Raw genomic sequence first — 18,088 nt, 5'->3', positions numbered from 1 at the left:
CGGTGGCGGCTACCGGGCGACCGGTTTCCTGACGCGGTCCGTCTCGTCCTGGACGAGCAGGGAGAGCAGGGACGCCACGGACAGGCCCGCTTCGGCCGGGTGGCGCAGCACCTTGTCCGGCTCGATGCGGTAGTTGTTCGTGCGTCCGTCCCGGGTGTGGGACAGGTAACCGTCCTGCTCCAGATCGGAAATGATCCGCGAGACCGCGCGCTCCGTGAGCCGGCAGCGGGCGGCGATGTCGCGGATGCGGGCGTTCGGGTTGTCGGCAATGGCTGCCAGAACGCGCGCGTGGCTGGTGATGAACGTCCATCCGGTGTGGGACTGGGGCACTCCGACCATGCGCAGCATTTTAAGGGACCCCGTTGCCGGAACGTAGATACATGACATACTTTTCATGCAACAGATGACGTGCTCCCGTTCGGGAGAGGTACAGAAGGAGCCCGAAGGTGCCCTGGGACCAGGCCGGCATGCCCGCGCTCACGCGTGACACCGCCGCCGAGCCGCTGACGCAGCAGGCCTCCGCGCACACCCGTCCGGGGGCTGCGCTGTCGCAGTACGAACGGCACGGTGCCTGGGTCGTCGTCGCCCGCGGCGCCTACGACATGGACTCGATCCCGCCGTTGGCGGAGGCGCTGAACAGCGCGGTCGGCACGTATCCGAAGGTGATCCTGGACGCCTCCGGCATCACCTTCGCGGACTCCACGCTGCTGAATCTGCTGATCCTCACCCACCAGGCGGGCACCCTGCGCGTGGTCGCCCCGTCACCGCAGCTCCAGCGGCTCTGCGAGATCACCGGAGTCGACAGCCTCCTTCAGACACGGGAGTCGGTCGATGATGCAGCCGTCTCCTGACCCGCCTCGGCGCGTCTACGTCTTCTTCACAGAAGAGGACCGGCGGCATAGCCTGCGGAAGATCCGTCAGGCAGCGGCGGACGCGGGGCTCGCCCGGGCAGATGCGGCACTGCCGTAGACCTTGATCCAGGCGCCGTCCGTGGGGCTCGTGACAGGGCGCCGCTGTTCGGCCGAGGGCGTCGGCTCCTGCTTTGTTCAGGGCTTGAAACGTGGGTTAACCTGCGGCGTATTTCCACATCGCATACACATCCGTGACTGCGGAGATACCTGCACGACAACCGGGCCACCCATCGGCCCGGGGGTTCCGAGTTCTCGGTTTCGAGGACTCTTGGGGAGCGGAACGAGGGTGCGCATGACCAGCGACAGCACGGGCGTCGTCGATGCGGTGCCGGGCGACCAGGAGTTGCGACGACTGCTGGCCGGCCTGACAGCCGTCCGCGACGGGGACTTCGGCACCCGGCTGCCGGACGACGCGGACGGCCTCATGGGCGACATCGCCAAGGTCTTCAACGGCATGGTGGACCAGCTGTCCGTGTTCACCTCCGAAGTCACCCGCGTGGCCCGCGAGGTCGGCACCGAGGGCACCCTCGGCGGGCAGGCGGAGGTGCCGGGGGTCTCGGGCACCTGGGCCGACCTGACCGACTCGGTCAACGCCATGGCCGGCAACCTCACCACCCAGGTCCGCGACATCGCCCAGGTGGCCACGGCGGTGGCCAAGGGCGACCTCTCGCAAAAGATCGACGTGCCCGCCCGCGGCGAGATCCTCCAGCTGAAGGAGACCGTCAACACGATGGTCGACCAGCTGTCCGCGTTCGCCGACGAGGTCACCCGCGTCGCCCGCGAGGTCGGCAGCGAGGGACGGCTCGGCGGGCAGGCCCAAGTGCCGGGTGTGGCCGGGGTCTGGCGCGACCTGACCGACTCCGTGAACCACATGGCGGGCAACCTCACGGGCCAGGTCCGCAACATCGCCCTGGTGGCCACGGCGGTCGCCAAGGGTGACCTGTCGCAGAAGATCACCGTGGACGCGCGGGGCGAGATCCTGGAGCTGAAGAGCACCATCAACACGATGGTGGACCAGCTGTCCGCGTTCGCCGACGAGGTCACCCGCGTCGCCCGCGAGGTCGGTACCGAAGGCCGCCTCGGCGGCCAGGCCCAGGTGCGCGGTGTGTCGGGGACCTGGAAGGACCTCACCGACAACGTCAACGTGATGGCCTCGAACCTGACTGGCCAGGTCCGCTCCATCGCCCAGGTCGCCACCGCCGTCGCGCGCGGCGACCTCTCGCAGCGCATCACCGTCGAGGCCGCGGGCGAGGTCGCGGCGCTGGCCGAGGTCATCAACACCATGGTCGACACGCTGTCGGCCTTCGCCGACGAGGTCACGCGCGTCGCCCGCGAGGTCGGCACCGAGGGACGCCTCGGCGGCCAGGCCCACGTGCCGAACGTCGCCGGCACCTGGAAGGACCTCACCGACAACGTCAACTCCATGGCCAACAACCTCACCGGCCAGGTGCGCAACATCGCGCTGGTGACGACCGCGGTGGCCAGGGGCGATCTGTCGAAGAAGATCGACGTGGACGCCCGCGGCGAGATCCTCGAACTCAAGACGACGATCAACACGATGGTCGACCAGCTGTCCGCGTTCGCCGACGAGGTCACGCGCGTCGCCCGCGAGGTCGGCACCGAGGGGCGGCTCGGCGGCCAGGCCGAGGTCGAGGGCGTCTCCGGCACGTGGAAGCGCCTGACGGAGAACGTCAACGAACTGGCGGGCAACCTGACCCGTCAGGTGCGGGCCATCGCCGAGGTCACCAGCGCCGTCGCCGAGGGCGACCTGACCCGGTCGATCAACGTGGAGGCGTCCGGCGAGGTCGCCGAACTCAAGGACAACATCAACTCGATGGTGGAGTCCCTGCGCGAGACCACCCGGGCCAACCAGGAGCAGGACTGGCTCAAGACGAACCTCGCCCGGATCTCGAGTCTGATGCAGGGCCACCGCGACCTGCCCGTGGTCGCCGAGCTGATCATGGACGAGCTGGTCCCCCTGGTGTCGGCCCAGTACGGGGCCTTCTACCTGGCCGAAGACGGCGACGACGGGCCCGAACTGCGGCTCGTCGGCTCCTACGGCTACCCGGAGGAGAGCAGCCGGCCCTCCCGCATCGCCTTCGGGCGCACCCTGGTCGGACAGGCCGCGCGCAGCCGCCGCACCATCATGGTGGAAGAGCTGCCGGACGGCTACGTCACCATCTCCTCGGGCCTCGGCCAGGTGGTGCCGAGCGCGCTGGTGCTGCTGCCCATCGTCGTGGAGGGCCAGGTCCTCGGCGTCATCGAGCTGGCCTCGGTCACCCGCTTCACCCAGATCCACCGGGACTTCCTCGCGCAGCTGATGGAGACCATCGGCGTCAACGTCAACACCATCGTGGCCAACGCCCGCACCGACGAGCTGCTCGTCGAGTCGCAGCGCCTCACGGTCGAACTCCAGGCACGCTCCACGGAGTTGCAGGTGCAGCAGGAGGAACTCCAGCGCTCCAACGCGGAACTGGAGGAGAAGGCGTCGCTGCTGGTGGCGCAGAACCGGGACATCGAGGCGAAGAACCTGCAGATCGAGCAGGCGCGCCAGGAACTGGAGACCCGCGCCCAGCAGCTGTCGTTGGCCTCGAAGTACAAGTCGGAGTTCCTGGCCAACATGAGCCACGAACTGCGCACCCCGCTCAACAGCCTGCTCATCCTGGCCCAGTTGCTGGCACAGAACCCGTCCCGCAACCTCACGCCCAAGCAGGTCGAGTACGCGCAGATCATCCACTCCGCCGGGTCGGATCTGCTCCAGCTGATCAACGACATCCTCGACCTGTCGAAGGTCGAGGCCGGAAAGATGGACGTCACGCCCGAGCGGGTGACGCTGCGGCAGCTCATCGAGTACGTCGAGGCCACCTTCCGGCCCATGACGACGCAGAAGAGCCTGGAGTTCACCGTGACGACCGCTCCCGGCGCACCCGCGGACGTGCTCACGGACGACTCCCGGCTGCGCCAGGTGCTGCGCAATCTCCTGTCGAACGCCGTGAAGTTCACCGAGCAGGGCGGCGTGGAGCTGAGCATCGAGCCCGCCTCGGACGACGAGGTGCCCGCGGGTGTGGTCCGGGGCGCCGCCGTGGTCGCCTTCCGCGTCAAGGACACCGGCATCGGCATCCCCGAGCAGCACCTGGAGACGATCTTCGGCGCGTTCCAGCAGGCGGACGGCACGACGAGCCGCAAGTACGGCGGTACCGGCCTGGGCCTGTCCATCACCCGCGAGATCGCCCAACTGCTGGGCGGTGCCGTGTCGGTGCACAGCACGCCCGGCCAGGGCAGCACGTTCACGCTCTACCTGCCCGTGGCCCGCCCCGACTTCGAGGAACTGCTCAGCCACGGCAGGCCCCTGGAACGGGCCTCCGTCGAACCCGCGCCGCAGGGACTGGCCGGTTCGGTGCCGGTGCCCCAGATCGGGCCCGGCCCCCGGCCCCGGCGCCTGCTGGTCGTGGAGGAGCGGTCGCGCGGTCTGCTGACCCTCGTCGCGGAGAGTGTGGTCGCCGATCTGGCGCACGGCCGCGCCGACGGTGCGCAGCGGCCCGCGGTCGACATCATCACCGCCGTCGGCGCGCACGAGGCGGCCGGTGCCCTCGCGTCCGAGCCGTGCCACTGCGTCGTCCTGGAACTGGGCATGCCTGACGGCGAGGCGTCCCGCTTCCTCCGGGCCCTGGAGGGCGACTCGGCACTGACGAGCGTTCCGGTGCTGGTGCACAGCAGCCACCCCACGGACGTGCCCCTGGACGGGACGCTGCGCTCCCGCTCCGCGGGCGGTGCGCTGGAGCTGCTGTCCAGCCTCGACGAGCTGCGCGAGCGCATCGCCCTGCACCTGTCCGCCGAGGAGCCCGGTGACGTGCTCTCCCTCGTCCGGACCGAAGGGCCGCAGCATCTGACGCCGCCCTCCGTCGACGACGCCTCGGCCGGCCGTACCGTCCTCGTCGTCGACGACGACGCGCGCAACCTCTTCGCGCTGAGCGGCATCCTGGAGTTGCAGGGCTTCCGCGTCCTGCACGCCGAGAACGGGCGCAGAGGCATCGAGACGCTGGTGAACAATCCGGACGTCGCCCTCGTGCTGATGGATGTGATGATGCCGGAGATGGACGGCTACACCGCGACGGCCGAGATCCGGCGGATGCCGCAGTACGCGGAGCTGCCCATCATCGCCGTCACGGCGAAGGCGATGCCGGGCGACCGGGACAAGAGCCTCGCCTCCGGCGCCAGCGACTACGTCACCAAGCCCGTCGACACGCGCGACCTCATGGCCTGCGTCCGCCGCTGGCTGCCCGCATGAGCGCCCCGGCGCCCGGCCCGCCGACCGGCGGACCGGGCGCCCCGCAGCGCCTGCACTTCCGCGCCCCAGGGCACTCCAGCCGAGGAGCATCCACACCGTGAGCATGTCCGAGCAGCCGCGCGAACCGGGTCAGGACGGTGAGCCGGAGCGCAACTCGGCCACCGGGCCTGGGTCCGTGCCGCCGTCGGTGACGTCCGACGCCGTGCCCCCGGCCACCGACGGGGAGCCGAAGATGTCCCACGAGGAGGCGAAGACCCCCGACGCGCCGTCCGAGTCCTCCGCCGCGCCGTCCGAGTCCTCCGCCGCGCCGTCCGAGTCCTCCGACGGGGAGGCCGCGGCTTCCGGCGAGGACGCGGCGACGCCCGACGGTCGGCCGTGGGCCTCACCGGGCGAGTCATGGGCCTCCCAGGACCCGCCCGTCGACCTCATCGAGGACCTGTCGCCCGCCTCCCCGGTGGGCCGGCTCGCCGCCACCGTGGAACGGCTCAGCCGGGAGGTACGGGCCGCCCAGGCCGAGGCCGAGGGGCGCGCCCTGGTCGAGCTCGCCAAGGGCGTCCTGGTCGAGCGGCTGAAGTGCGGGCCGGCCCAAGCCGCCCGGCAGCTGGCCCAGTTGGCCGAGCAGGCTCAGGTCACCCCCCTGGAATTCGCCGTCGACGTCATCAACCAGGCCGCCCGGGACCGGATGTCCGAGGTGACGGACGCCTTCCTCGCCGCCACCCGGGCCGCCGACGAGGCCGAGACCGAATCGGCCGCCGTACGCCTGCGCGCGGCCGAGAGCGGCGTCCTCGCGGCGGACGACGCCCAGGCCGTCGCGGACGCCCTGCTGGAGCAGGCGCTGCGCCCGCTCGGCGCGGTGGCCGTGGCCATATGGGCCGCGGGCGCCGACGGTTCGCTCACTCTCGCGGGCAGCGCCGGCTTCTCACCGGCCGAGGCAGCGCGCTGGCGTTACGTCCCGCCGGACGTGGTGACCGTGGCGCGGCGGGGCCTCATCGAGCGCGAAGGCCAGTGGATCACCTCGCTCGGCACGACCGGGCTGCCCAGCATCGGCCTGCACCACCATCCGGACGGCGGCCGGGCCGCCCTGCCCGCCGGCACCGGCGGTCGCATCCACGGCGTGCTGGAGATCGCCTGGCCGGAGCCGCTCGCGCCCCAGCCCCCGCAGATCGTGCGCCAGGTCGAGGCGCTGGCCGAACTGTGCGCCCACACGCTGGAGACGCACGCGCCGTCCCAGGGAGCGGCCCACGAGCCCCGTGTCCTGCCGGACGCCGCCGAGCTGATGGATCTCGCCGACGGCCTGCACGACCCCGCCCTCGTCCTGGTGCCGCACCTCGACGGCGACGGACACCTGGTGGACTTCCGCATCCAGCACGTCAACAGCAGGTTCCTCGACCCGGCGGGCAGGCCACGGGCGGTCGTGAACGGCGCCCTGCTCCTGGAGGCCTACCCGATGGCCGCCGGGGACAGCGAGTTGTTCCAGCGCGTCGAGCGGGTCTACGCCACCGGTGAGCCCTTCCGGGCCCGCCGCATGAACCTCACCGCCCTCGTCGACCAGGTCCCGCTCTCGGCGGTGGCCGACATCAGCATCAGCCGCCACGGCATGTCCGTGCTCCTCATCTGGCGTATCGAGGACGAGGCGGCGCGACTGGCGAGTCTGCTCCAGCACGCCCAGCGGCTCGGCCGCATCGGCGGGTTCGAGGAGAACGTGCTCACCGGTGAGATCACCTGGAACGGACAGCTCTTCGACCTCTACGGACGCCCGCAGACGAGCACCCCGGTGGCCCTGGAGGAACTGCCGGCCCACGCACACCCGGACGACGGCGTCTCCATCGGCCGCTTCCTGCGCACGCTGCTGCACCACCGGCGGCCCGCGGCCGCGGCGTTCCGGTTGCAGCGGCCGGACGGCGTGACCCGGCACATCCGGATCGTCGCCGAACCGGTGCTCGACACCGACGACCGGCTGCTCCTGGTGCGCGGCGCCTACCAGGACATCTCGGCTCAGCACTGGACCGAGGTGGCGCTCGCCGCCACTCGTGACCAGCTGGCGCACACCGAGCAGCAGGCCACCGAACGCAACCGGCTGACCCTACAGTTGCAGCACGCGATCATGCCCCCCACTCAGGCGCCGTTGCAGGTGGCCGGACTCCAGGTCGCCGTCCGCTACCGGCCCGCGGAGACCGAGCAACTGGTGGGCGGCGACTGGTACGACGCCGTGGTCCTGCCGTCCCGCAAGGTGCTGCTGTGCGTGGGGGACGTGGCCGGGCACGGCATCGAGGCCGCCACCAGCATGGTCGTCCTGCGCAACGCGCTGCGTGGCCTGGCCGTGACCGGCGCCGGGCCGGGCCAGCTGCTGTCCTGGCTGAACATCGTGGCGCACCATCTGACGGGTGCCGTCACCGCGACCGCGGTGTGCGGGCTGTACGACCCGGTCAAGCGGACGCTGCGCTGGGCCCGGGCGGGACATCTGCCGCCCGTGCTCGTCCGGGACACCGAAGCGGACCCCCTGCCCCTGGTCAAGGGGCTGCTGCTCGGAGCGGTGCCGGAGGCCGTGTACGAAGAGACCGAGCTGCAACTGGCCCCCCAAGACACCCTGTTGATGTACACGGACGGCTTGGTCGAACGCCGCGACCGACCTGTGGAGGAGTCCCTGACCCATCTGCTGACCACCGCCCGCACCGCCCCCAGCACACTCGACCAGCAGCTGGACCGCCTCCTGACCTACAGCAAGTCGGACACCGACGACGACACCTGCATCGTGGGCATCCGGGTCGGGTGAGGTACGCCGCGGCCGGCGTGCCGCTGCCCGCCTTGCCGGTGGCCGTCACAGCATGACGTGCTTGACCTGTGTGTAGTCGAGCAGGCCGGTGAGCGAGAGGTCGCTGCCGTAACCGGAGTGACCGACGCCGCCGTGCGGCATCTCCGACACCGTGGTGCCGTGGGTGTTCACCCAGACGATCCCGGTCCGCAGCGCGCGGCTCGCCCGCATGGCCCGGTCGTGATCCCGCGTCCACACACTCGCGGCCAGCCCCTGGCGGACCCCGTTGGCCAGGTGCAGGGCCTCGGCCTCGTCGGCGAAGGGCTGGACGGTGACGACCGGCCCGAACACCTCGTCCTGCACGATCTCGTCCTCCTGCCGCACCCCGGCGACCACCGTGGCCTGGTGGAAGTAGCCCGGGCGGGGCAGCGCCGCGCCTCCGGTGACGATCTCGGCATGGGCCGGCAGACGCTCCAGCAGCCCGCTCACGGTGGCGAGTTGACCGGCGTTGGCCAGCGGACCGAAGGCGGCGCCCTCCTCGTCCGGGGCACCGGGCCGCTGCCGTGCGGCCCGGTCTGCGAACCGGGCGAGGAAGTTGTCGTGGATCCGCCGGTCCACGAGCATCCTGGTCGCGGCGGTGCAGTCCTGCCCCGCGTTGTAGAAGGCCAGTGACGCCAACTGCTCGACCACGTCGTCGAGATCGGCGTCCGCGTGGATCAGCACGGGGGCGTTGCCACCGAGTTCCAGGTGCAGCCGCTTGAGGTCGGCGGCCGCCGCGGTGGCGATCTGCTGTCCCGCGCGGACACTGCCGGTGACGGCCACCAGCCGTACCCGTGGGTGGGCGACCAGGGACCGCCCGGTGTCGCGGTCGCCGCACACCACGTTCAGCACCCCGGGCGGCAGGTGTTCGGCGGCCAGCCGGGCCAGGAGCGTGGCCGACGACGGCGTGGTGTCGGACGGCTTCAGGACGACCGTGTTGCCGGCGGCGAGCGCGGGCGCCACCTTCCAGACGGCCATCATCAGCGGGTAGTTCCACGGGGTGATCTGCGCGCACACGCCGACCGGTTCGCGCCGCAGGACGGAGGTGCGGCCGGGCGTGTACTCGGCGGCGGCGGTACCCGGCAGGTTCCGGGCGGCCCCGGCGAAGTACCGCAGCACGTCCACGATCGCCGGGAGTTCGTCCCCCAGGAACAGGGCGCGTGGTTTGCCCGTGTCGGCCACCTCGGCGGCCGTCAGGGCACCGGCCTCCTTCTCCAGGGCGTCGGCGATGCGCAGCAGCGCGCTCTGCCGCTCGGCCGGGGTCGTCAGCGACCAGCCGTGGAAGGCCTCTTCGGCGGCCAGGCAGGCCATGTCCACGTCCTCGGGGCCGGAGAGCGGGGCCGTGCCGTGCGTGAGGCCCGTGGCCGGGTCGACCAGGCGCAGGGTGGCGCCGGAGACGGCCGGCAGGTCCTTGCCGTCGATGTGGTTGAGGCGGTCGTTGTCAGCCACGGCGCAGTGCCTCCTCGGCGGCGGCGCGGCCGGTGCGGACGGCGCCCTCCATGTATCCGGCGACCCACTGGTCGGAGCCGCAGACGTAGAACGGCGGTTCATGGGTGCCGTGCAGGGGGCCGACCGCCATGACCTCGCCGGGTGGCCACTGGGTGACGTACCCCTGCGTCCACGGGTCGGTGCCCCACAGCCGCAGATGGCACGCGGTGGGCCGCAGGGCCCCGTCGCCGAACATGCCGGCCATCTCGGCGAGCAGTTCGGGCGTGCGCAGTTGGGGCGGGGTGCCGAGGAGGACGCCGTAGCGCTCGGGCGGGATCAGGGCGGACAGGACGCCCTCGTTCTGCGGCCAGGTGCTGCCGAGCACCCCCTCGGCTTCGGACAGGCCGTTCAGGCCGGCGTCCCGCCAGAAGGGACGGTCGTAGACGGCGGCGAACTTCGCTGCCGTCGCGTGGCGTTGACGGTGCAGGGAGGCGAGCCGGGCCTCGCTGACACCGCTGACCGCGACGGACCGCAGCGGACCCACGGGCAGGGCACTCACCACGGCCGTCGCCGTCAGGGTCTCGCCGGTGACCAGGCGCACGGTGCAGCCGCCGGGGCGGATGCCCAGCGCTGCGACGGGGGAGCCCAGTCGGATGCGCGGGCCCAGTTCACGCCCCATGACCTCGGCGAGCGTCGCCGAGCCGTCTGCCAGGCGCAGCCCCTCCCAGTCCTCGTAGTCGTAGTCGCCGCTGCCCGAGCCGGGGACCGCCGCGCTCTTGCGGAGCGCGGCCAGCAGGGAGATCCGCTCGTAGGAGCCGCCGGCCAGGGCGAGTTGGCCGATGTCCCACAGGCGGACCACGGCGGGCGTCGCCTGCTGCGAACGCAACCAGTCGGCGACGGACAGCCGGTCCAGAGCGCTCGCGTCGGGATGTGACCAGGGGTCGTCCGGGGCGACCGTGGCGGCCAGCGCCGTGTACTGCGCGCCGAGCCGTTCGTGCAGCGCCGCGTCGCCGGGCCCGAACCAGTGCGGCGGTTCACCGGCCGAGCGGCCCTCCGGGGTGGCCCGGGTCATGCGGCCGGGTTCGGCCACGTAACTGGGAACCAGCTCCAGGCCCAGTTCCTTCGCGAGTCGCAGGTAGGCGGTGTGCCCGTGGCCGACGACCTCACCGCCGAGTTGAACGGTGCGGCCGTCCGGGGTGCGGGTCTGCTCCACCCGGCCGCCGACGCGGTCCCGGGCCTCCAGGACGAGTACGTCGGTGCCGGCGGCGGCCAGGTCGCGGGCGGCACTCAGCCCGGCGAGACCCGCGCCGAGCACGATCACGTCGTGATGCATCAGCTTCGCTTTCGTCGTGCGGGGCGGGTTCTCAGGCCAGGACCAGACAGTGCTCCGGCCGCCACCCGAACTCCACCGTCTCGCCGCCGGACCAGCGGTCCTCCATACGCGCGCGGGCCGTGTTCTGCTCCAGCACGGAGAGGCTGACGCCCGGGGCGAGTTCGATCAGATAGGTCGTGGTCGGGCCGCTGTAGACGGTCTCGCGGATCACGCCGCTCATCATCTGCATGCCCGGTTCGAAGTCCGACAGCCAGATCTTCTCGGGGCGCACGGACACGCTGACCGTGGTCCCGTCGGTGATCTCGGATCGGAGGCCGACGGGCAGGGCGGGCCCCTTCTCCAAGGTGACCGCACCTGCCCGGTAGGTGCCCGTCATCAGGTTGGACGTCCCCATGAAGGACGCCACGAAGCGGCTCGCGGGGTGCTCGTAGATGTCCTCGGGGGTGCCGCACTGCTCGATGCGGCCCTCGTTCATCACGGCGATCCGGTCCGACATGGTCAGTGCCTCGTCCTGGTCGTGGGTGACGAACACGAAGGTGATGCCGACCTCGCGCTGGATCTGCTTCAGCTCCACCTGCATCTGCCGGCGCAGTTTCAGGTCGAGCGCGGCCAGCGGTTCGTCGAGCAGCAGCACGGCCGGGCGGTTGACCAGCGCGCGGGCAAGAGCGACGCGCTGGCGCTGACCGCCGGAGAGCGTGGCCGGCTTGCGGTCGGCGAGCCCGGCCAGCTGGATCAGGTCCAGCATCTCGCCCACCCGCTGCCGGATCTCGGCCTTGGCGACGCCCTTGCGCTTGAGGCCGAAGCCCACGTTGTCGGCGATGCTCAGGTGGTCGAAGAGCGCGTAGCTCTGGAAGACGGTGTTGACGTTGCGCTTGTTCGGCGGCAGCGCGGTCACGTCCTCGCCGCCGAGCAGCACCGATCCGTCGGTGGGGTCACTGAACCCGCCGATCATGCGGAGTGTGGTGGTCTTGCCGCACCCGGAGGGGCCCAGCAGGGAGAAGAAGTGGCCGGCCTCGATGTCGAGGTCGAGACGGTGCACGGCGTAGGAGTCGCCGTACTGCTTGGAGACGCCGTCGAGCCGGACGGCGGGGGTCGCGTCCATGGATCACTTCCCGGAGAGGAGGTCGAGGCCGCCGCGGCGGCCGAAGAGGCGCGGGATGAACAGGGCCAGGGCGATCAGGGCGATGGATCCGGCGAGCATCAGCGTGCCGACGGCGTTGATGGTGGGCTGCACGCCGAACCGGATCGCCGAGTAGATCCGCACCGACAGCGGCTGCGGGTCGACGCCGGTGGTGAAGTACGCGAGGACGAAGTCGTCGAAGACCAGCGCGAAGATCAGCACGGCGCTCGCCAGCACGGCGGGCAGCAGGGCCGGCAGCGTCACCAGCCGGACCGCCTGCCAGCGGGTGGCGCCGAGGTCCATCGCGGCCTCCTCCACCTCCGGGTTGAGCGCGGCGACCCGGGACCGCAGGATGACCGTGACGTAGGAGATGGAGAAGGTGATCTCGGCGAGCATCACCGTGCCGGTGGACAGGGGCACGCCCAACCCCTTGAACAGGAGCATCGAGGCGACGCCGGTGACGATCTCGGGTGTGATGAGCGGCACCAGCATGATCAGGCCGGCCAGTGAACCGAGCCGGGTGCGGCAGCGGACCAGACCGAGGGCGAGTGCCACCCCGAGGAGGACCGAACCGGCCATCGCCACCAGGGAAATGCGCAGGCTGGTCCCCAACGAGGAGAGCAGGACGTCATCCTGGGCGAAGGCGCGGTACCAGCGCAGGCTGAACCCCTCGAACACCGTCAGCGACTTCTGGGAGTTGAAGGAGAACAGCCCCACGACGGCGATGGGCAGATAGAGCAGGGCGAAGAAGAGCGCGGTGACCGCGATGAGGGCCCGGGGCCTGCGCTGCGCCCGGCCGCGGCGCGGTCGGGCCTTGGCGGTGGTGCGTTCCGGGAGTGCGGGGGAGGGGGCACGCAGCAGAGTCATCGTCGGGCCTCCGCCTCGTCCTTGCGGGTGCGCCGCAGATAGCCGAGCATCCCGATCAGCAGGACCAGCATCAGCAGCATGGTGAGCGCGGAACCGAGCGGCCAGTTCTGCCCCTGGAAGAACTTGTCCTGGATGAGGTTGCCGATCATGATCTGGTCCGGGCCTCCCATGAGCTGTGCGCTGACGAAGTCGCCCATGGCGGGCAGGAAGACCAGGACGAGCCCGGCCGCCGCGCCCTGCCGGGTGGCGGGCAGGGTGACGAAGAAGAAGGTGCGGACCGGCCCGCCGTAGAGGTCGCGGCCGGCCTCGATGAGGGACACGTCGAGGCGTTCGAGGGCCGCGTACAGCGGGATGATCATGAAGACGACGAAGCCGTAGACGAGTCCCGCGACGACGCCGAGGCCGCTGTTGAGGATCTTCGTGCCGCCGTCGGCGAGACCCACCGCGCGCAGGGTGCGCAGCACGGGCCCGTCGTCGGAGAGGACCACCGACCAGCCGTACATGCGGACCAGGTAGTTGGCGAAGAACGGCACCACGATCGCGGCGATCAATGCGTGCTTGTACCGGCCGCCGTGCAGGGCGATGGTGTACGCCACCGGGTAGGCGATCAGCAGGCAGATCAGACAGGTCAGCAGGGCGTAGCCGAGGGAGCGGGCCATGACCTCGGTGTAGGCGGGATCCGCGAGGGCGCGGACGCCGGCCAGGTCGAAGCCGAAGCGCGGGTTGCCCAGCTCGTCGGTGGTGCCGACGGCGAGGACGCCGACGAGGACCAGGGACGCGATCAGGAAGCCGGTCATCCAGAGCGTGCCGGGCAGCATGAGCCAGATCCACATCCGGTTGCCGGAGGTGTCGCGGCGTCCGCGTGCGAAGGGGCGGGGGAGTGCCATGGGTCAGCCCGCCTTCACATGGGTCCAGGCGGCGTCGCGGGCTTCCTCCGCCGCTCGGCCGCCGTTGCGGAAGAACAGGTCCGCCTTGAGGTCGGCCTCGGTGACGAGACACTCGGGGAAGGGCTCGACCAGGTCGGCGTAGATCTTCTCGGTGCCCGCGACCGGCATCGGGTAGCCGATGTACTCGATGTTCTTCTTCACGTTCTCGGGCCGCAGCATGTAGTCGATGAAGAGCATGGCGGTGCCGGGATGCGGGGCGTTCCAGGGGATGGCGTAACAGTCGGAGTTGATCGCCGTGCCCTCCTTGGGCGCCTGGAAGCCGAACACGTCGGGGTCCTTCGCCTGGTTGAGCATGGCGGCCATGTCGCCGCTCCACGCCTGCTGGATCAGCGCGTTGCCGTTGAGGAGGTTGTTGTAGCTGTCGCTGGAGAAGCCGCGCAGCCGTGGCCGCAGGGTGCCCAGCAGGGAGGTGATCCGGTCGAGGTCGCCGGAGTCGCCGGTGCTGACGTCGAGGCCGAGCGCGAGGGCGCCCATGCCGAGGACCTCGTCGCGGTCGTCCAGCAGGAAGACCTTGCCGGCGGCCCGGTCGCTCCACAGGTCCCGCCAGGAGTCGGTGAGGTCACCGATCTTGTCGCGTCGCCAGCCGATGCCGGTCTTGTACGCGGTGAAGGGCACGGTGTGCGCGGAGCCGGGGTCGTACCACGGGTCGGCGAAGTAGTCGTACGTCCCGAACACGGCCTGCGCGTTGTCGAGTTGGGAGCGGTCGATGCGGCGCAGCCGGCCGCCGCGGACCAGGCGCTGGGCCCACTTGGCGGTGGGGAAGATGATGTCGTAGCGGTTGCCGGCGTTGAGCTTGGCGACCATGCCTTCCATCGAGTCGAAGTTCGACTGGACGACCTTGACGCCGTACTCCTTCTCGAAGCCCTTGAAGACGGACGGGTCGACGAAGTCGGCCCAGTTGAAGTACACGAGATCGCCGTCGACGCGTGCCCTGACCGGGGCCAGCTGGTCGGCGTCGGGCTTCTTCGCGGGCATGAACCCGCAGCCGCCGGCCGCGACGCCCAGCAGGCCGCAGGCGCCCGCCCGCAGCACGGCGCGTCGGGTCGGCGGTATTGCCTCGGGGGACATGAGGCGTCCTCTCCGTAGAGGAACGGCACAACTCCAGGGCGGGACCGGCTGGTCGGCTCACTTCAGGCCCTGATTCCGCAGTGATGACCGGTCTGGGGAGGTGCGTGCGCGTGTCAGAGGGCGCGCGGTAACGCCGAGAGGGGGCGTACGGCGGCGTGCGGGTGCCCGGTGCGGGAGAGGGTCACCGCTTGTCCCGCTCAAGGTCGTCACGGACCCGGCGGGCGAACCAGCCGACGGCGGCCTCGCGCTGTGACAGCGGACCCGGCTCGAAGCCCGGGGTGCGCATCCCGGCCTGGACGCGCTCCACCAGCTCGGCGTCCTCGTCGTTGGTCTCCCAGCCGATGTGGATGTTGATCCGCCGGGCCAGCCGGGTGCGCAGGCTCTCCCCGGTGCGGGTGTAGAAGCCGCCCGGAATCGCCGCCCGGTCCTGGGCGGTCGGCAGGGCGGTCCACGCGAGCACGTGGTCAGGGTAGAAGTCGATGAGCGTGTTCGGATAGATCACGGCGTACCGCCACACCCGCCGGTCGGCCTCGGTCAGTCCCGGCATCGGGGCCGCGAGCCGTTGGTAGAGCCGCTCGGTCCAGTTCGAGGAGGGCTTGTCGCGCAGCGGGGACTCGAACAGCACGTAGTTCTCCCGCACGTCCACGGTGTACGCCCCGTAGTCGAGCAGGCGCATGAGCGCGGGATGCGCGACGGGGACGTGGTAGCCCTCCAGGTAGTTGTCGACGATCACCTTCCAGTTGGCCTTCTGCTCCTCGCCGTCCGCGAGGTCGTGAATGCGGTGCTTGCCCACCGGGACGAGTCCGGGCCCGGCGTAGTGGCCGACGGCCTCGGCGAGCCCGGCGCAGGTCTCGGCCAGCGGCGTCGCCTCCAGGTCCAGGTTGACGAACACGAAGCCCAGGAAGGACTCCACGTTGACGGGGAACAACCCCAGCCGGGGTTTGTCCAGGCAGGGGATCCGGCGGGCCTCAGGGGCGCCGACCAGGCGTCCGTCCAGCTTGTAGGTCCAGCCGTGGTACGGGCAGCGGATCGCCTTGCCCTCCGGCTCGGGGGCGCTGACCAGGCGGGTGCCGCGGTGCCGGCACACGTTGAGGTGGGCGGCGAGGCTCCCGTCCTCGGTGCGGACGACCAGCACCTCCCGGCCGGCGACGGTGCCGGTCAGCCGGGCGCCGGGGCCGGGCAGGTCGGATTCGTGGCAGACGAGCTGCCAGGACTTGGCGAAGATCGCCTCTGTCTCGGCCTCGGCGACGGCCGGATCGGTGTAGTAGTGCGCGGGCAGCGCTTCCCCGGGGTGATCGGGGGCCGGCTCCGGTGGGGGAGCGGCGACGGTGTCTGCCCGGGTGGTCGAGGGGTTCATCGGAGTCCTCCTCCGCGCCGCCGAGGCGGCGATGGGCGGTGAGGCTGGGCCGGTGAGGACGGCAAGCGGGGTGCGGTGCAGCGCCCGGACCTGCCGTGACTCGGCTGACTGATTGGTTAGTCAGAGTGGGGCCAGTGCCGAGGCAAGTCAAGACTTGTGAGCTGACTGATTAGTTAGTTAGTCTCGTGGCAGTCGGACATCCGGATCCGGACGTCCCCGTTGCCCGCTCCCCGCCCCACGCGCTCTCCGCGTCCGGCGCCGGAGCGCCCCCCTCGTCATCGCCGCGCCACTCCCGTCTCCGGCCCGTCCGGACACGGTGTGACCCCGGAGGCACGCATGAGCGCTCGCCGAAGCCTGGTATGGCTCGGTCTCACGCCGGAGCCCGAACAGGAACTGCCCACCGCGGTGGCCGCCCTGCGGGCCCCGGCGGACGGCCGCCCGCCGTCCGCCCTCGTCGCCGCCGAGCGGCACCGCATCGAGCGGCTCGTACTGCGCGGCACTCAGCGCGGCTGGCTGCGCTATCTGCGCGAGGTCACCGACCTGGTCGTCCGGGTCGCCGCCGGTTCCACACCCGCCGATCCACGGGCGGCCCTGCTCGCCGGAGAGGTCGTCCTCGACCACCACCGCATGCTGATCGGCCTGCCCGGCGCCGGCTACACGCGCACCGCCGCGCAACGCCGTGATCTGGAACGGGCGCTCGCCCGCCTGAGATCACGCACCCCCTCCCAGCCCAGGAGCACCGTATGACCGGCGTGCACTCCCTCCTCCCCGAGGGCCTCCTGACAGCGGCGACCGCCGGGACCGAAGATCTCGCCCGGTACCTGGCCGGGGGCGGCTACGGCCCGCTTCCCGCGCCGGACCGGCTGCTCGGATTGATCGACGCCGCCGGCCTGCGCGGCCGGGGCGGCGCCGGCTTCCCGGCCGCCGTCAAGCTCCGCTCCGTCCGCGACGCGCCCCGCCCGCCCGTCGTCGTCGCCAACGGAGAGGAGGGTGAACCGGGCTCGGTGAAGGACCGCTGGCTGCTGCGCCACCGGCCGCACGTCGTCCTGGACGGGCTGCGGCTCGCCGCCGCCGTCACCGGGGCCGCGCGAGGCTGGGTGTACCTCTCCGACGCACCGGCCGAGCAGGCCGTCCTGCGAGCGCTCGCCGATTGGCGCCACGACCTGCCCGTGGACGTCGTACGGACCGAGCACACCTACGTCGCGGGGGAGGAGACAGCGGTCGTCCGGCGCATCGACGGCGGCCCGGCCCTGCCCACGGCGAAACCGCCGCGCCCCTTCGAGAGCGGGGTCGGGGGCGCTCCCACCCTCGTCGCCAACGTGGAGACCCTTGGCCGAATCGCCCTGATCCACTCGCGTCCCGACACCGCCGCCGCCGTCGCCGGCGGGCACCTGGTCACGCTCTCGGGCGGCGCCGACCGTGCCATGGCGTTGGTCGAGGCGCCCGCCGGTACGCATCTGAAGGTCCTGGCGGACCTGTGCGGCCACGGCACGGCCGCCGCCGTCCTGCTGGGCGGACTCTTCGGCGGTCTGTACGGCGAGGGCTGGACGGACCTGCCCCTCGACCACGAGCGGCTGATCGAGGCCGGGGGAGCCCTGGGCTGCGGAGCGCTGCACTTCCTGAGCCCGCGGGACTGCCCGGTCGCCGTGGCCACCGAGGCCGTCGCCTACCTGGCCGCGCAGAGCGCCCGCCAGTGCGGGGTGTGCGTCTCCGGCACCCGTGCCCTGGCCGGAACGCTGGAGACCGTCGGCTGCGGCGAGGCGGGCGACGAAGCCGTCGCGAAGCTGCACCGCTGGTCGCGGCAGCTGCCGGGCCGAGGCGCCTGCGGACTGCTCGACGCCGCCGCCCGCACGGTCGGCACCCTCCTCACCCACTTCCCCGACCGGCTCGACGCCCACCGCCGCACCGACTGCCCCGACTGCGACGGCGACGTACCCGAGGACGGGCGCCGCTTCACCGTCCCGGTGCCGTGAACCGC

At 71.6% G+C, this 18,088-nt stretch carries 13 protein-coding genes; 5 read left to right on the top strand and 8 right to left on the bottom strand.

Translation table 11 applies throughout. The annotated features are described in order from the left end of the window. Nucleotides 1-9: 9 nt before the first annotated feature. Nucleotides 10-339 (bottom strand): helix-turn-helix domain-containing protein, encoded by a 330-nt coding sequence (locus AB0E85_RS30010; protein WP_361933584.1) that lies wholly within the window; start codon nucleotides 337-339, stop codon nucleotides 10-12. Nucleotides 340-446: 107 nt separating this feature from the next. Here AB0E85_RS30010 and AB0E85_RS30005 point away from each other — a divergent pair, with 107 nt between their 5' ends. From AB0E85_RS30005 to AB0E85_RS29995, 3 genes are all read left to right on the top strand, one after another. After that, complete coding sequence (locus tag AB0E85_RS30005; protein ID WP_361933581.1) at nucleotides 447-851, top strand: STAS domain-containing protein; 405 nt, start codon at nucleotides 447-449, stop codon at nucleotides 849-851. 352 nt (nucleotides 852-1,203) lie between these two features. Continuing rightward, nucleotides 1,204-5,199, top strand: coding sequence for a HAMP domain-containing protein (locus AB0E85_RS30000; RefSeq protein ID WP_361933579.1), 3,996 nt, complete (start codon nucleotides 1,204-1,206; stop codon nucleotides 5,197-5,199). Between the two features lie 232 nt (nucleotides 5,200-5,431). Continuing rightward, the gene (locus tag AB0E85_RS29995; RefSeq protein WP_361933603.1) at nucleotides 5,432-7,972 is read left to right on the top strand and encodes a SpoIIE family protein phosphatase; all 2,541 of its coding nucleotides are present in this window, start codon (nucleotides 5,432-5,434) and stop codon (nucleotides 7,970-7,972) included. A 45-nt stretch (nucleotides 7,973-8,017) separates the two neighbouring features. Here AB0E85_RS29995 and AB0E85_RS29990 read toward each other — a convergent pair whose 3' ends face one another. The 7 genes from AB0E85_RS29990 to AB0E85_RS29960 all read right to left on the bottom strand — a co-directional run bounded on the left by AB0E85_RS29990 (nucleotide 8,018) and on the right by AB0E85_RS29960 (nucleotide 16,110). Continuing rightward, on the bottom strand, nucleotides 8,018-9,439 hold the full coding sequence (locus AB0E85_RS29990; RefSeq protein ID WP_361933576.1) for an aminobutyraldehyde dehydrogenase: 1,422 nt from the start codon (nucleotides 9,437-9,439) through the stop codon (nucleotides 8,018-8,020). Further along, a complete protein-coding gene (locus AB0E85_RS29985) occupies nucleotides 9,432-10,751 on the bottom strand; it encodes an NAD(P)/FAD-dependent oxidoreductase (protein WP_361933573.1) in 1,320 nt (439 codons plus the stop codon). The genes AB0E85_RS29990 and AB0E85_RS29985 overlap by 8 nt, the downstream gene beginning before the upstream one ends. Before the next feature lie 31 nt (nucleotides 10,752-10,782). After that, nucleotides 10,783-11,853, bottom strand: a complete 1,071-nt coding sequence (locus tag AB0E85_RS29980; RefSeq protein ID WP_361933571.1) for an ABC transporter ATP-binding protein — start codon at nucleotides 11,851-11,853, stop codon at nucleotides 10,783-10,785. A 3-nt stretch (nucleotides 11,854-11,856) separates the two neighbouring features. Then, complete coding sequence (locus tag AB0E85_RS29975) at nucleotides 11,857-12,738, bottom strand: ABC transporter permease (RefSeq protein ID WP_361933568.1); 882 nt, start codon at nucleotides 12,736-12,738, stop codon at nucleotides 11,857-11,859. Then, nucleotides 12,735-13,625 (bottom strand): ABC transporter permease, encoded by an 891-nt coding sequence (locus AB0E85_RS29970; protein ID WP_361933565.1) that lies wholly within the window; start codon nucleotides 13,623-13,625, stop codon nucleotides 12,735-12,737. Before AB0E85_RS29970 ends, AB0E85_RS29975 begins: the two co-directional genes overlap by 4 nt. A gap of 3 nt (nucleotides 13,626-13,628) precedes the next feature. Beyond that, nucleotides 13,629-14,753, bottom strand: coding sequence for a spermidine/putrescine ABC transporter substrate-binding protein (locus AB0E85_RS29965; RefSeq protein WP_361933562.1), 1,125 nt, complete (start codon nucleotides 14,751-14,753; stop codon nucleotides 13,629-13,631). Between the two features lie 181 nt (nucleotides 14,754-14,934). Further along, a complete protein-coding gene (locus AB0E85_RS29960; RefSeq protein WP_361933559.1) occupies nucleotides 14,935-16,110 on the bottom strand; it encodes an aromatic ring-hydroxylating dioxygenase subunit alpha in 1,176 nt (391 codons plus the stop codon). A gap of 336 nt (nucleotides 16,111-16,446) precedes the next feature. Between AB0E85_RS29960 and AB0E85_RS29955 the strand changes: the two genes are divergently transcribed. Both AB0E85_RS29955 and AB0E85_RS29950 read left to right on the top strand, forming a co-directional pair. Beyond that, a complete protein-coding gene (locus AB0E85_RS29955; protein WP_361933556.1) occupies nucleotides 16,447-16,857 on the top strand; it encodes a hypothetical protein in 411 nt (136 codons plus the stop codon). Then, nucleotides 16,854-18,083: an NADH-ubiquinone oxidoreductase-F iron-sulfur binding region domain-containing protein gene (locus AB0E85_RS29950; protein WP_361933554.1), complete on the top strand. Its 1,230-nt coding sequence runs from the start codon at nucleotides 16,854-16,856 to the stop codon at nucleotides 18,081-18,083. Before AB0E85_RS29955 ends, AB0E85_RS29950 begins: the two co-directional genes overlap by 4 nt. The last annotated feature ends 5 nt before the right edge of the window (nucleotides 18,084-18,088 follow it).

This window comes from Streptomyces sp. NPDC029044 (genome assembly GCF_040637495.1).
Lineage (GTDB): Bacteria > Actinomycetota > Actinomycetes > Streptomycetales > Streptomycetaceae > Streptomyces.
This window is presented reverse-complemented; position numbering and strand designations above follow the sequence as displayed.

Excerpts from the sequence above, each read along its gene's own strand:
- AB0E85_RS29975 (WP_361933568.1), bottom strand. The coding sequence starts at position 12,738 with ATGACTCTGCTGCGTGCCCCCTCCCCCGCACTCCCGGAACGCACCACC.
- AB0E85_RS29970 (WP_361933565.1), bottom strand. The coding sequence starts at position 13,625 with ATGGCACTCCCCCGCCCCTTCGCACGCGGACGCCGCGACACCTCCGGC.
- AB0E85_RS29965 (WP_361933562.1), bottom strand. The coding sequence starts at position 14,753 with ATGTCCCCCGAGGCAATACCGCCGACCCGACGCGCCGTGCTGCGGGCG.
- AB0E85_RS29955 (WP_361933556.1), top strand. The coding sequence starts at position 16,447 with ATGAGCGCTCGCCGAAGCCTGGTATGGCTCGGTCTCACGCCGGAGCCC.
- AB0E85_RS30000 (WP_361933579.1), top strand. The coding sequence starts at position 1,204 with ATGACCAGCGACAGCACGGGCGTCGTCGATGCGGTGCCGGGCGACCAG.
- AB0E85_RS29960 (WP_361933559.1), bottom strand. The coding sequence starts at position 16,110 with ATGAACCCCTCGACCACCCGGGCAGACACCGTCGCCGCTCCCCCACCG.
- AB0E85_RS29980 (WP_361933571.1), bottom strand. The coding sequence starts at position 11,853 with ATGGACGCGACCCCCGCCGTCCGGCTCGACGGCGTCTCCAAGCAGTAC.
- AB0E85_RS29995 (WP_361933603.1), top strand. The coding sequence starts at position 5,432 with ATGTCCCACGAGGAGGCGAAGACCCCCGACGCGCCGTCCGAGTCCTCC.
- AB0E85_RS29950 (WP_361933554.1), top strand. The coding sequence starts at position 16,854 with ATGACCGGCGTGCACTCCCTCCTCCCCGAGGGCCTCCTGACAGCGGCG.
- AB0E85_RS30010 (WP_361933584.1), bottom strand. The coding sequence starts at position 339 with ATGGTCGGAGTGCCCCAGTCCCACACCGGATGGACGTTCATCACCAGC.
- AB0E85_RS29985 (WP_361933573.1), bottom strand. The coding sequence starts at position 10,751 with ATGCATCACGACGTGATCGTGCTCGGCGCGGGTCTCGCCGGGCTGAGT.